General features: G+C 69.1%; 5 protein-coding genes. 3 read left to right on the top strand and 2 right to left on the bottom strand.

The annotated features are described in order from the left end of the window. Positions 1-188: 188 nt before the first annotated feature. A complete protein-coding gene (locus ACF059_RS24625) occupies positions 189-7,007 on the top strand; it encodes a polymorphic toxin-type HINT domain-containing protein (protein ID WP_392060783.1) in 6,819 nt (2,272 codons plus the stop codon). 27 nt (positions 7,008-7,034) lie between these two features. Further along, entirely contained in the window at positions 7,035-7,388 is a 354-nt protein-coding gene (locus ACF059_RS24620) for a hypothetical protein (RefSeq protein ID WP_392060780.1), read from the top strand. 76 nt (positions 7,389-7,464) lie between these two features. Here ACF059_RS24620 and ACF059_RS24615 read toward each other — a convergent pair whose 3' ends face one another. Then, entirely contained in the window at positions 7,465-11,730 is a 4,266-nt protein-coding gene (locus tag ACF059_RS24615; RefSeq protein ID WP_392060778.1) for a ricin-type beta-trefoil lectin domain protein, read from the bottom strand. Between the two features lie 453 nt (positions 11,731-12,183). Then, entirely contained in the window at positions 12,184-13,860 is a 1,677-nt protein-coding gene (locus tag ACF059_RS24610; RefSeq protein ID WP_392060775.1) for a hypothetical protein, read from the bottom strand. A 272-nt stretch (positions 13,861-14,132) separates the two neighbouring features. On the opposite strand from ACF059_RS24610, the gene ACF059_RS24605 reads away from it, so the two are divergent. Further along, positions 14,133-14,906: a thioesterase II family protein gene (locus tag ACF059_RS24605; protein WP_392060772.1), complete on the top strand. Its 774-nt coding sequence runs from the start codon at positions 14,133-14,135 to the stop codon at positions 14,904-14,906. Positions 14,907-14,911 lie beyond the last annotated feature (5 nt).

The raw sequence follows: 14,911 nt of genomic DNA, 5'->3' as shown, positions 1-14,911 counted from the left end.
CCATAACGTTGTTGGCGGTTCCGCCGTCTGAGGCATTTGCGGCAAAGCGGCACGGAGAGGTGTGGGCACCGCCCAATTCACCGATTTCGAAGCAGAAATCGGTCAAGGGCAAGAACCTGAAGCCGGGCAAGCTGGCGGCGCCTTCCTATCCCGTGCCGGGTGAATGGAAGCCTGTAGCTCCGCAGGCGGTGCCGACCGGGTCGGCCACGATCGCCCTGCCGGACGCGAAGCCGGTCCAGGCCGGGAAGTTGCCGGTCAAGGTGTCCCAGACCGACCGCGGTTCGGCCAAGGCGGTCAAGGTCGACGTACGAGGCGGTGGCCAGAGCAAGGCCGCGGGCGCTTCCGGCCCCGTGGTGGCTCTGACGGACACCGATGCCTCCCCGGGCGACCGCAGCGTGAAGGTCGCCCTGGACCTGAAGGCCCTCCAGGGCGCCGGATGGGCCGATCGGGCAGGGCTCGTGGCGCTTCCGGAGTGCGCACTGACGACGCCACAGAAGGCGGAGTGCCAGAAGCGCACTCCGGTGGCCTCCAGCGTGGACCCCAAAACGGGTGTGCTGGCCGCACAGGTCACCCTGCCCGTCGCGTCCCAGGCACCCAAGAAGAGCTCACTGCTGACCACGAGTGACAGCCGCCTCGTGGAGGCCGCCGCGGTCTCGTCGACGATGGTGCTGGCCGCGACCTCGACGCCGAGCGGCTCGATGGGCAGCTACTCCGCCTCGCCGCTGTCCCCGTCGAACGCGTGGGGCGCCGGTACGAACGTGGGTAACTTCACCTACTCGTACCCGGTCCAGACCCCGGCCTCGATCGGTGGATCGGGTCCGAAGGTGGGGCTGTCCTACGACTCGTCGAGCGCGGACGGGAAGACCTCGGCCCAGAACGCACAGGCCTCGTGGGTCGGTGAGGGCTGGGGGTACGAGCCCGGCTTCATCGAGCGTTCCTACCGCCCCTGCGACAAGGCCGGCATCACCGGTTCCGGTGACCAGTGCTGGGCGGGCCAGAACGGGGTCCTGAACCTCGCCGGCCACTCGGGCACCCTGGTGCGCGACGACGCGACGGGCACCTGGCACCTGCAGGGTGACGAGGGCTCCAAGATCGAGCTGCTCACCGGCGCCACCAACGAGGCGCGGAGCGGCGAGTACTGGCGGCTCACGACCTCGGACGGAATGCAGTACTACTTCGGCCAGAACCACCTGCCGGGCGGCAACAACAGTGACCCGGCGACCAACTCGGTCGCCTACGTCCCGGTGTACTCGCCCAAGAGCGGCGACCACTGCTACAGCTCCACGACCGGCACGGCGTCCTGGTGCCGGGAGGCCTGGCGCTGGAACCTCGACTACGTCGTGGACACCCACCAGAACCTGGTCACCTACACCTACCAGCGGGATCTGAACTACTACAACCGGGGTGCCGGTCAGAACGGCGGCAGCGGCACGCTGACCGCCTACGTCCGGGCGTCGGAGGTCACGCAGATCGCCTACGGCCAGCGACTGCCTGAGCAGGTCGCCGCGAACGGCACCGTGAAGCCGGCCGCGAAGGTGCTGTTCACGACGGAGGAGCGCTGCAAGGCGTCCGGAACGGTGACGTGCACGACCGCCCAGCGCGTCGTGGCAAACCAGGCGAACTGGCCGGACACGCCGCTGGACCAGGCGTGCGCGTCAAGCGGCACCTGCACCACCTATTCGCCGACGTTCTGGTCCCCGCTGATGCTGTCGAAGATCAGCACGCAGGTGCTGGTCGGCACGGCGTACACCACGGTCGACGAATGGGCCCTGAAGCACACGTTCCCGGACCCGGGCGACGGCACCAAGCCGTCCCTGTGGCTGTCGTCGATCCAGCGCACCGGCACCAACGGGCAGACGGCGAAGACCCTACCCGCCGTCTCGTTCACCGCGCGTCAGCTGGCGAACCGCGTGGACGGTCTGCAGCCCCCGCAGCCGGCGTTCTACCGGCCGCGGATCCAGCAGATCACGACCGAGACCGGCGGCCAGATCAACGTGATCTACGCCGACGCGGAATGCTCGCGGGTCAACAGCCGCATGCCGTCCGCCGAGGACACCAACTCGATGGCGTGCATGCCCGTGCACTGGTACCTGCCGGGGTCGTCGTCGCCGGACCCGGTGAACGACTGGTTCCACAAGTACCTGGTCACGGCCGTCACCGAACAGGACGCCGTCACCGGCACCACGATGACCAAGTCGACCAACTACGCGTACGGGGGCGGCGCCGCCTGGCACCGCAACGACGGCGAGTTCACCGACCCGAAGGTCCGCACGTGGGACAACTTCCGGGGCTACCAGACCGTCACCGCGACGATCGGCACCGGCAACCCCGGTGAGGCCCCGAAAACCCAGCAGGTCACCACGTACCTGCGGGGCATGAACGGCGACTACCTCGCCAACGGCACTGCCCGCAACGTCTCCGTCTCCTTCACCCCCTACCCGGGCGCTCCCGCGACCACGGTGACGGACGACAAGTGGCGCTCGGGCAGCGTGCTCGGCAGCCAGAGCTACGACAAGGTCGGCGGCGCCGTCGTCAGCGCGTCCGCCACCGTCACGGCGAACGACGTGGTGACGGCGACGCACAAGCAGCAGAACAGCATGCCGGACCTGGTCGCCCGCTATACGAGCACCAGCACCACCGAGACCAAATGGGACAAGCTGGCCAGCGGCTCGTGGCGGACCACCTCCTCGGTGACCACCTACGACCCGGCCAACGCCAACCGCCCCGTCCAGGTGGACGACAAGGGCGACGGCACGGCGGCCGTGCCCGAGGTCTGCACCACCAACACCTACGCGACCAGCACCAACCCGCTGATCCGCACGCTGCTCTCCGAGCAGAAGTCGATCACCGGGGCGTGCGGGGCCACCCCGAACGCGGCCAACACGGTGAAGGCCAGCCAGACCTTCTACGACGCCCTGCCCTTGGGTCAGGCGGGCGCCACGGGCGATGGGACCTCCACGCGCAGTCTCGTCTCCTACGACGGCAACGGTCAGCCCCAGTACGACCAGCAGACCACCGCCACGTACGACGCCTACGGCCGTGCGGTCTCGACGCTTGGTCCTGACGGGGTCAGCATGACGACCGCGTATGTCCCGGCGAGCGGTGCGATCCCCACCCAGGTCACCCTGACCGGACCGACCGGAGCCGCCTGGACCAAGTCCCAGACGTTCGATCCGGGCCGAAGCCTGCCGCTGGTCGCCACCGACCAGAACGGGCGTGCCACGACCATGCGGTACGACGCCCTGGGCCGTCTGACCGACGTGTGGCAACCCGACCGGCCCACCAATCTCGGCGCCAACACCAAGTACTCCTATGCGGTCAACGGCATCACCGCGCCTTCGGTCACGACGACGCAGACGATCACCGAGGACGGCACGTACACGACCAAGAACGAGTTGTACGACGGCCTCGGCCGCGTCCGGCAGGTCCAGACGTCGGTCGCGACCGGCGGCGCGGGTCGTCTGGTCACCGACTCGGTGTACGACTCGCACGGCTGGGTCATCAAGACGTCAGCGCCGTACTTCGACGCCGCGAACCAGCCGAACGGGCAGATCTTCGCCCCGCAGGACTCGCAGGTCCCGGCGCAGGACTGGATCACCTACGACGGCATGGGCCGACGGGTGACGGACACGTTCATGTCCTACGGCCAGCAGCAGTGGGTGTCCACCTCCACCTACCCCGGCGCGGACCGCATCGACTCGGTGCCGCCGCAGGGCAAGTCCCCGACCAGCTCGATCACGGACGCCCGCGGGAACACCACGCAGCTGTGGCAGTACCGCGGCAGCACGGCGACCGGCAACCCGGCGGACGCCGACGTCACCGAATTCACCTACAACGCGGACGGCAAGCAGACCGTTCGTACCGACTCCGCGGGCAACAAGTGGACGTACACGTACGACTTCCTGGGGCGTCAGACGTCGGCCTCCGACCCTGACACGGGTACGAGCCGCACCGCGTACGACGTGAACTCGCGCATCACCTCCACCGTGGACGCGAGGGGCAACACGCTCGCGTACTCCTACGACGTGCTGGGCCGCAAGACCGGTCTCTTCACAGGCAGCGTGGCGCCCGCGAACCAGCTCGCGGGCTGGACGTACGACACGGTCCCGAACGGCAAGGGCCGACCCGCCACCTCTACCCGCTACACCGGAGGCGCCGGGGGTGACGCCTACACGCAAGCCGTCACCGGATACGACGCGATGTACCGGATCCTGGGCACCAAGGTGACCATTCCGGCCAAGGAGGGTGCGCTCGCCGGTACCTACGAGACGAGCAACGTCTACACGCCGGTGCTCGGCTCGCTGGACCACACCGTCCTGCCGGCGATGGGCGGCCTTCCGGCCGAGGAGGTGTACTACCTCTACGGCAACACCGGTCTGCTGCTCGCCTCCAGCGGCAACAGCTCGCTGGTGACGGACGTCCAGTACGACGCCATGGGACGACCCACCCGTACGACGGTGGGCGACTGGGGTACCCAGGTCGTCTCGACCCAGCAGTACGACTGGGCCACCGGACGGCTGGTCAACTCCTTCCTGGACCGGCAGAGCGGCACCACGTCGCTCGACCAGACCGCCTACACCTACAACCCGGCCGGTCAGATCACCTCGGTGAAGGACGTGCAGAACGGTTCCGCGACCGACCTGCAGTGCTTCACCTACGACTACCTCGGCCGGCTCACCAACGCCTGGACCGACACCGCCGGCACCAAGACCAACGCCGCGCCGTCGGTTCCCGGGATCGGTGGCTGCAACAACGCGGGCGGCCCGGCCTGGACGGGCACTCCGGCCAAGCCGACCGTGGGCGGCCCTGCGCCGTACTGGCAGAGCTACGGCTACGACGCTACGGGCAACAGGACCTCACTGGTCCAGCACAACGCCACCGGCGTGACGGCCAACGACATCACGACGACCCAGACCTTCGGCGCGCCGAAGGCGCTCAACACCCCGACCAACGCACCGAACACGGGCGGCGGCACGGGCGGTCCGCACGGCCTGCTGTCCACCTCGACGAAGTCGGCGAGCGGGACCGTCGCGTCCACTTACCAGTACGACGCACAGGGCAACACCACCAGCATCACCGACACGAGCGGCACGACCACACTCACCTGGAACGGCGAGGACAAGCTCGCCTCGGTCTCCAAGACCGGCCAGGCCCAGGCGACCTCGTACCTGTACGACGCCGACGGAAACCAGCTGATCCGTCGCAACCCGGGCAAGACCACGCTCAACCTCGGCAACGACGAGCTCACCCTCGACACCGCCTCGGCCTCGATGACCGACGTGCGCTACTACGGCTCGTCCGGTGGCATCACCATCACCCGGGTCACGGCGCCCACAGGCGGGGGCAAGCTCGTCTACCAGGCGGCCGACCCGCACGGCACGGGCAGCGTCCAGATCGACACCGACGCCGCCCAGACCGTCACCCGGCGCCCGACGGACCCGTTCGGCAACCCGCGCGGCACCCAGCCGGCGCCGGGCAGCTGGGCAGGCGACAAGGGGTTCGTCGGTGGCACGCTGGATCCGGCCACCGGCCTGACCAACCTCGGCGCCCGCGAGTACGACCCCGTCCACGGCAGGTTCCTCAACCCCGACCCGATCATCGCGCCGGGCAACCCCCAGCAGTGGAACGGCTACGCCTACAGCAACAACGACCCTGTCAACAGCAGTGACCCGAGTGGCATGTTCTGTGACAGCTGCTCGATGGACCCGAATTCGGCCTGGGCCGACATGCACCCCGGGTGCGCCGGCCTGACCTGTTACAACAACGACGGTTCCGTCGCCTACACGATCACGCCGAGCAACGGCAACGGGCGTACCAGCACGACGCGCCAGAAGACGGTCGTGGACACGATCCTGGAGTCGGTGCCCAAGGAGCGCCTGGCGCAGTTCAAAGCCAGGTTCGAGCACATCAAGGAGCAGTCGCCGGACTGGAACGTGGAAGGCTCGCACGCCTACAACGCGATCCTGCATTACGCGAAGATCGCGATCTACGGACCGGCGACCCTCAAGGACCTGTGGGACGCCTCCAAGGGGCACCTCGCAGGACTCCTCGTGGGACTCGTGGGTGCGGCGTTGTGCCCGGAGACGGGTGTCACGTGTGCGGTGGCAGTGGGGGCGCTGGCCGGACTCGCCTCGCAATGCGTGACCGACTGCAAGGACGCGGGTGCGATGGCTCTGGCTGCGGCAGTCGGTGCAGCCACCTCGTACGCCGGGATGAAGATGGGCGGACTGGGAGTTGGCTGCAGCTTCTCCGCGGACACCCTGGTCCTGCTCGAAGACGGTGAGTCGAAGCCCATCGGTGAGATCGCCGTCGGCGATCAGGTCCAAGCAGCGGATCCCGCGACCGGTGAGCACATCGGGGGTCGCGACGTCACGGCACTTCACGTCAACCGCGACGACGATCTGATCGACCTCACAGTCACCACCCCGGACGGGAGATCCACCGTCGTGCACACGACGGCGAAGCACCCCTTCTGGGACGACAACCGCAAGGCGTGGGTACCCGCCGGTCAGCTACGCACCGGCGATGCGCTCGCGACCGCAGCGAACACCCGTGCATACGTCTCGGACGTCACGGTCGTGCCGGGAGCGGCCGACATGCTCAACCTCACCGTTGACCGGCTCCACACGTATTACGTGCTGGCAGGGGCCACGCCCGTACTCGTGCACAACACCTGCAACGACCCGATCGCCTTGGGTTTGACGAGGACCGATCGGAACGACTATGCATTGCACGAATTCGCCGAGCTACATGGTGCCAAGTACTACGAGCACTGGGATGACTTCGAGACCGTCGTCAGGAACGCTCTGAAGCCGGAAAGCACCCAAACGATCTACTTCAATCTCGAAGGGATCGATAATCCGGCCCAGTGGGCGAGCACCGCGAACGTGGCCAACCCCTACATGTCCGAGTTGACTGCATGGGAGCTCGCCATGATCAGGGACGCGCCCCCGGAGGTGCAGGCCCGTGTCCAGTGGGTCAATGGCGACAACCCGTTCAAGAAGTGAGCCGGTGAAAGAGAGAAGGACCCCTACATGGCAGAAGAAGAGCAACCGCTACCCTTCCACTCAGATCATCCCTTCCAGTTGTGGTCCTACAGCAAGTCGCATGCGACCCTCGTGCTTCGTGGACGCCCAGGTGAGACGTACGACCGCTACGTGGACCTCGTCTTCACCGAAGTGCTGGGAATGAAGGTCACGACCGGATACCGCGGTCTTTCGGTCGTCAGCGCGGCCGACACATCCGAAATGGACGACTTCTTGCAGAAGCCGGGCCGCTACGAACGCGGCTTTCTGAATCTCGATGTCTCAGACGGCATCCACAAGGGGTTCGTGGTGTGCAAGCGCGTCCGGGTACGGCGCGGGACCGGTTGGCAGGATCCGGCGTAAATAGGGTTGTAGAAGCCGACAGGGGCTGTTGAGATTCCTCAACAGCCCCTGTGGTGTCACTGCCCCGGCGTACCGGTCAGGAATTCGGGGTCAGCCCCCAGTACTGGTTGGTGGGGCTGCCGTTGCAGTCCCACAGCACCACTTGGGTGCCGTTGGTGGTGTTCCCGTTCGGGATGTCCACGCAGCGGCGGGAGACCGGGTTGTAGAGGCTCCCGTCGGCGCGTGGCAGGAACTGCTGGGCGGGGTTGGTCTGGGCGGTGCCCCAGCAGGTGTTCCACTGGATGGGCGTGCCGTTGTCACGGCCCGAGTTGGTGGCGTCCATGCAGCCGCCGAAGGGAAGGCCGACGGTGCCGTCGGCCCTGAAGGTCCACTTCTGGGCAGTGGAGCCGTTGCAGTCCCAGACCTGGACCTTTGCGCCGGGCGTCGCGGCGCCGCCGGACTCGTCGAGGCACTTGGTGGGGCTCATGCCGGAGACGAGCTGCCCCGCGGTGCTGCCCGGCACGGTCGCGAACGGGTAGACCGCGACGTCGGCGACGGCGCCCTTGAACGGGTTGCTGCCCTTGCCGCCGTTGAAGTACCGGCCGACCACCAGCGAGCCCGTCGGTGCCATCGCGGTGGTGTGCACACCGGTCGAGGCCAGCGCCCCGTTCACGTACAGGGCCATCTGCCCGGTGGTCGCGTCGAAGCTGGCGGTCAGTTTCGTCCAGGCGCCCTGCTGCACGCGGGCGGCCGCGTTGGCCTTGCCCTCCACGTTGCCGACCGGGTTGGTGTGGTCGTACTCCCAGCCGGAGTCCGTCCTGGACATGGCGAAGGTCCAGTTGGTGACCCCGGGCGAGAACGTGGCCGGCCAGATCATGAAGTTGCTGGTCGACGTGCCGTCCTGGCTGAGGACCACGCCGTCGGTCAGCTGGTCGGCCCTGGCCCAGGCGCTGACGGTGAACGACTTGCCGGTGTCCACCCTCAGACCGGAGCCGACCTCGCCGTTGTTCTGGGTGCCCGCGGCGGCGTTGAAGACGGCCGCGCTGGTGGCGGCGCCGCCCAGGGAGGCCGGGGCGAAGGTCACGTCGCCCTTGATCGTGGCCGGGTTGCGGCCCGTCAGGTCGGGCGTGTGCGTGGTGTCGGTGGTGCTGGTGGGCCCGGCCAGCGGGAACCGGCCGAGGGGACCTCGCGGATCGCCCACGGTGGTGGAGGCCGCGAGGGCGGTCACCACACCCGGACGGTTCGCCGGGTCGCCGGTGACGCCCGGCTTGACGACGATCCGGCCGTCCGCGGTCTGCGCGTACAGGTCGGCGACGCCGTCGCCGTCGAAATCGCCTACGGATCCGACCACGGGGTACGTCGCCGTGTCGACGCCGGTGGCGAGGACGGCGCCCTTGGTCGGGTCGGCGAGGGCGGTGTAGTCGGTGGCGCCGGTGGTGGCGTTCTTGGTGATCGGGTAGGCCAGGATCTGGCCGGTCTTGCGGTTACGGGCCCACAGGGTCGCCTGCTTGGCCGTGTAGCCGGTCCCGTTCAGGGTCCAGGCACTGGTCCCGTTGGCCGGACCGGGTCCGATCAGGTCGTAGCCGTCCGTGTTGTTCGAGCCGTCCCAGGGGAGGGAGGAGATCTGGGTCTCGGTCTTCTTGAGCAGGACCGCGGCCCCGCTACCCGGCGGGATCAACCACAGCGCGCCGTTGATCACGACCGCGAGCGACGTCTTGCTGAGGGGAGAGGTCGTCTCGCCGTCGGGGGTGCCGATCGCGAGGACCTGGCTCACCTGGGACCAGTCCCATCCCACGCCGGCGGGGCAACTGCCCGGCTGTCCCGCCGCCACCGGCTGTCCGGCGGTGTCGACACAGGTGACCTGCGCCTGCGTGGTGCCGTTCGGGTAGAACGGGGTTCGCTGCGTGTAGTTGCCGCGTCCGTCGTTGGTGTACAGCAGCATCTGCGGGCTGCCGGGTTCGTGCACGATCAGATCGTCGACCGGGACCTGGCCGCGCAGCGAGGCGCGGTGGGTGATCTGCAGGCCGTTCCAGGTGCCGGTGGGCGAGGTGGCGGCGGGGCCGCCGATCCAGCCCGCGTTGGCCGGGTCGCCGGTGTTCTGGACCACGCGCAGGTTGCCGGTGCCGTCCGGGACCGTGATGTCGGGCTTGCCGTCGCCGGTCACGTCGCCGAACATCGGGCTGCTCGCCGGGTTCCAGGGCGCGTAGAAGTTGTACGCGTAGGGCTGGCTGTAGTTGCCGGCGTTGTCCTGGGCCTGCACGTAGAGCGTGTTCGTGCCCCAGGTGCCGGGCGTGTACTTGTACGTGCCCACGCCCGTGGCGGCGTCGGGCAGCACGACCCCCGCGTCGTTACAGCCCCATCCGGTGACCGGGGTCGAGCTGGTGCTGACCTTGAAGCAAGCGAGACCGGAGGCCGCGCCGCCGGCGGGCACGGGGTCGGCGCCGCCGAGGGTGAAGGTGCCCTGCTGGTTGGCATACACCACGGGGGTGGGAGCGGGCGAGCCGGACGGCGGGAACTGGGCGGAGCTGACGCTCACCGTCGGAGCGGTCCGGTCGACACGGAAGTAGCACCAGGAGGAGTCGACGGAGCCGAGTCCGTTCGCGACGGGGTCCGCGTCATAGGCGTTGGCAGTCCAGCCGAACTGGTGGCCGTCCTTGAGCACGGAGGCGGGTACGGCGACCTGGGCGGTGTTGTAGTTCCCCTGCCACGCAGTCCTGCCCGACCAGCCGTTGGCGGACTCGTTGTCGTCCCACATCCGGAAGTTGGTCCACAGGTTCATCCCGGCCGGGGACCAGTTGTTGGCGCTCAGTACGACGTTCTGGTTGGCGCCGATCCAACCCGGGTTGGTCCACGGCTGCGCGCCGCCGCTGGTGCAGTCGTAACTCGCCCGGTTGCCCTTGGTGTCGGCGTTCGCGAAGCCGGAAGCGGGGCTCGTCCGCGGATACCAGATGCTGGGCTGCAAGTCGTAGTTGGTGGTGATGTGCGGGTTGTTGTGGATGTGGTGGCGGTAATACTTGTTGTTCTCGTCGTCGGGTGCGATACCGACGGTCCAGTTGGCCCACTTCTGGGAGGCCGCCTGCTTCATCTGGGCGCTGACGTCAAAGGCGATGGGGCCGATGCCGCTGATCCAGGCCGAGCCGCCCACCTTGCTGCACCCGCCGAAGGTGCCGCCGCCGTTGCAGGGCTGGGTGTACCAGGTGACACCGTTGGAGATCGGGCCGGACCAGTACAGGCCGAGCGGCGTGTTCGTCCCGCTGGACGCGCCGTCCACGCTCGCGTAGAGCGTCGAGCCGTAGACGGTCGGCGGGGCCGGGGCGCCGCTGGGCTGGGTGTAGATCGCCGGGTTGATGTTGATGGTGAAGTACGCGCGCTCGCGGCCGTAGCCGGTGCAGTCGCTGTACCCGCAGTACCCCGTGCCCAGGGAGCTGATCGCGTCGTAGTACGAGGTATTGGGGTGGTACTCCTGCACCTGCGCGGAGTGCGAGGCGCCGCTGTCGGCGCTGATGCTGGGGTCGATGTACCAGGGGCCGGTGCCCTTGCCGAGGACGGCGAGGTCGGGCGTCAGATCGATGCCGTGCTCGTCGGCGCGGACCGCGATCCGCGATTCCTTCGCCCCGGGACCCGGCCGGTCGGCGGTGGAGCCTTCGAGGGCGGGGTCCGGCGCGGTGACGCCGGGTGCGGCGGCCGGAGAAACGCCGCGGGTGAACGTCGATCCGGTCTTGGGCGTGGGGGCCGCCGGCGTCGAGTCCCACTGGAGCGGAGTGGGGGCGTGCATACGGACCTTGCCGTCGGCGTCCTTGAGGCTGATGTTGCCCGCGGAGTCGGTGGAGACGGTGAGCCCGTCGGCCGCGATGGGGAAGTGGAGCGTCCTCAGCCGGGGGTCCGTCGCCGCCTCGGCCGTCTTGACGACGATCACGTCGCGCCATCCGCCGGTCGCCAGCGCGGTGACCTTCAGGTCCACGTCGGGCAGCACGTTCGGGTAGGTGGCGCTCGCGCCGTCCAGAACGGGGGCGGGGAGGGCGAACGGCGCGGAGACGGCGAGCTTCTTGCCGTCCGCCGTAGTGATCGTCGCCATCGGGCCGGAGCCGCCGCCGGAGATCGTGAGCCCGACGGCGCCGACGGCCGGGCTCAGCGTGCCGTCGGAGTTCTTGCGGAGCGTGGCGTCGAGCTGTGCCCAGGCCTTGCCGCGTTTGGTGCGCACCGCGTGGGTGTTGTCGGTGGTGCTGGCCGTGCCGTCCGGGTTGATGACGGTCAGCGAGGTCTCGGTGGTCATGGCATCGACCACCACCGGCTTGCCGGTGGACTTGGCCTTGGCCCGGGCGTCGACGATGCCCTGTTGCAGGGCCGTCAGGGCCGGCTTCACGCCGGCGGGTGACGCGGACGAGGGAGATGAAGGTCCCTGGGCGGCGTGGGAAAGGGGGGCGCTGAGCATTCCGAGGCCCAGCGCGCTGGTGGCGACCAGAGCCGCCAGAGGGACCACACGCCCTCTACCGGCCGACTTCGGCCGTGCGTTGGCCGAAATAGGTCTGAATCTGAACATTGAGGGGCTACTCATCCTCCCGCTGTGTCCGCTGGTCGCGCGGACGTTCGACGGGAACGATGAGGGGGTGGGGGCGGCCAGTCAAGTGCGGATCAGTCCGTGGGAAGATCGCCGGATTCATGGCCCAGGGGAATCCGTAGGTCCTGCACCTTAACGGCCTTTTGCGGCAATGCCGGAGGGTTGCGGCCTTCCCGATCGTTCGCGCCCGCGGGGACGTGACGGCCCCTCCGCGAGCCCCCGGGGGCGGCCCGTGTGGCCGTCCCCGGGGGCGGGCGGTCAGAGCTCGTCGTAGACGCCGAACATGTCGATCACCAGGTCGGTGGGCTGCCAGCTGCGGTTCCAGAAGTCGATGACGCCGTTCTTGCCGGTGCTCGCCTGGACCAGGTTCGGGACGGTCGCGCCCTTCGTCCAGTTCAGGTTCGAGGAGTTCGGCGGGGTCGGCCGGACGGCGGTGCCCTTGTCGTACTGGGACGCGGTGTTGGGGTCCGGGGAGACCGTGAGGTGGCCGTCGCCCTCGGTGTTGGTGACCGTCGTGTTCAGGACGTAGCCCTTGATCGAGAGGTCGCGCGCACCGAGCCCGAGGTGCTCGTAGTCCTGGCCGGGGAGCGCGAGGCCCCAGTCGCGCGTGTCGTACAGGCGCGTCGGCGTCACGGGCAGGTACGCGGCCTTGCTGCCGGGGCTGTAGTAGCCGACGACGTCCACGACCACGTCGGCCCCGCTCCAGGAGCCGTTACGGATGTTGATCTTCCCGTCCGGACCGACCGGCACGATGACCGAGTTGGCGACCGTCTGGCCGGCGGTGAAGTTCACGTTCGACGTGGAGGGGGCCTGCTGTCCGCCCGGGAAGACGGTCAGATGGCCCGAGTTCGACGGGTTGGTGACCGTGACGTTGAGGGCCACTGCGGTGACGCCCTGGTACGGCACCCCGGCGTGGCCGGCGATCGGGACGGCGAACGTGCTCTGGCCCGGGACCTGGCCCGCGGCGGTGCCGAGGCCCTCGCGGCTGTCGACGACGCGGTACGGGTCCAGCGAGGTGTAGCCGCTGGCGACGGCGCGGGTGAAGTACCCCGTGACGTCCGCGATCAGGTCCACGGTCCCCGAGCTGCGGTTGGCCAGCTCGACGTAGCCGTCCGCTCCGACCGGCACGATCGTCATGTTCGGGACGGTCTGCCCCGCGACGAAGTTGACGTTCGAGGTGATCGGCCGGTCCGTGCCCGCCGGGTAGGCCGTGATGTGCCCGCCCGCGGCGGTGTTGGTGGCGGTGAGGTTGAGGGCCACGGCGGTCACGCCGGCCGGTATGCCGCTGTTGCCGCCGACCTTCACGCGGGTCGTGCCGTACGGGGCGACGGCCCCGGCGCCCGCGGCGCCGGTTCCGTCGCGGGTGTCCAGCAGCCGGGTCGGGGCGTGCGGGGTGAACTTCGTGCCGACGGTCGTGACCTCCAAGGTGTTGGTGGCCGTGACGTTGTTGACCAGGTCCTTCACGGTGACCGTGACCGTGCGGGTGCCGAGCTCGCTGTAGACGTGCGTCGTCTCGACGAAGTCGCTGTCGGTGACCAGGTCCGAATCGGTCTTGCCGTCACCCCAGTTGATGTCCACGGTGATCGGAGTGGCGACGCTGGTGTAGACGTAGGACGTCAGCTTGATGCCGTACGTGCTGACGCCCCGGGCGGAGAGGTCGACTCCCAGGCCCGGGTTGTCCGAGACGCTCGCCGCCGCCTGCGGAGTCTTCGCGGACGTGCGGACGGAACGATTCGCCGGGCTGTGGAAGGTGGCGCCCTGCTCCGCCGCGGCCTTGGCGGCGGCCTCGGCCTTCTTCGAGCCGTCCGCCGAGCTGCCCTTCGAGCCGGCGGTACCAGCGCTTACGCCGCGGGCGTGGCCGGCGGGCGCTTCGGCGGCCAGCGCCGCGCTCGGGACGAAACCCATCGCTGCCGCGACGACGGCAGCGGAAATCATGATGCGGTGACGGTGCACCGGCCCCCCCGGGTGATGGAACGTGTCAAGAAACGTGGTCAGGAACGTGGTCGAGATCGCGGTCGAGATCGTGGTCGGACCACACCCCCGTGCGACGCCCGAGACGATCAAGAAGGTTGCGAGCCAGATCGGAGCTGGCTGAAATACGCCAGTGCTGGCTGGATCTAATCCCTTCTCGCCCTCGCGAGGGCGTGTTTCGGCCGGTCGGGGTCATGGTCACGTCAGCTCCGCCGCCCCCTGCCTAGGCTGACCGCGTGATATCAGCGAACTCCCCTTCCACCGCCACCTGGTGGCCGTCGCTGCGCGGCAAGCCGGCAGCCGCGGTCGCCGGCGCACCCCGGGTGCGTCTCCTGGTCTTCCCACACTCCGGGGCCGGCCCCAACATCCTGCTCCCCCTCGTCGAGGCGCTGCCCGCGCACGTGGAGGTGCTCGGGCTGTCGCTGCCCGGCCGGGAACGCCGCTTCGGCGAGACTCCCGGCTGCCGGCTCGACCAGGTGCTGGAGTCCGTCTCCGACGAGGTCCTCGTACGGGACCCGCTCCCCACGGTGGTCTTCGGCCACAGCCTCGGCGCGCTCCTCGCCACCCACGCCGCGCGCCTCCTCGGCCCCCAGTGCCGCGCGGCCGTCGTCAGCGGCCAGATGCCCGGGCGGTCCCGGCGCCTCGCCCACGCGACCACCACCGACGAGGACGCGGTCCGGCTGCTGCGGGACAACGGCGGTACGCCGGACTGGGTCATGCAGGATCCGGCCATGCTGGAGCGCGTCACCCAGGTCCTGCGGGCGGACATCGCCCTCAGCCGCGAAGCCGCCGTCGGGTTCGAGGACGTACGGATCGACGCGCCCCTCCACGTCCTGGGCGGAACGCGCGACCCCCTGGTCCCGCACGAGCCGCTGGACGGCTGGGCGGGTCACACCACCGGCGCGTGCCGGGTGCGCCGTTTCGACGGGGACCACTTCTTCCTCCTGGCCCCCGAACACCGCTCCGAGGTCACGGACGTCCTGCGCCGCGCCCTCGCGGAGGAAGGCTGAGACCC

The organism is Streptomyces sp. NPDC016562 (assembly GCF_043076955.1).
In the GTDB taxonomy this organism is placed as follows: Bacteria; Actinomycetota; Actinomycetes; order Streptomycetales; family Streptomycetaceae; genus Streptomyces.
Note: the sequence above shows the minus strand (reverse complement) of the source record. Positions and strands in the feature narration are given on the sequence as shown.

Bases quoted from the DNA above. Each gene is read 5' to 3' on its own strand.
- ACF059_RS24620 (WP_392060780.1), top strand. From the start codon at position 7,035: ATGGCAGAAGAAGAGCAACCGCTACCCTTCCACTCAGATCATCCCTTC.
- ACF059_RS24610 (WP_392060775.1), bottom strand. From the start codon at position 13,860: ATGATTTCCGCTGCCGTCGTCGCGGCAGCGATGGGTTTCGTCCCGAGC.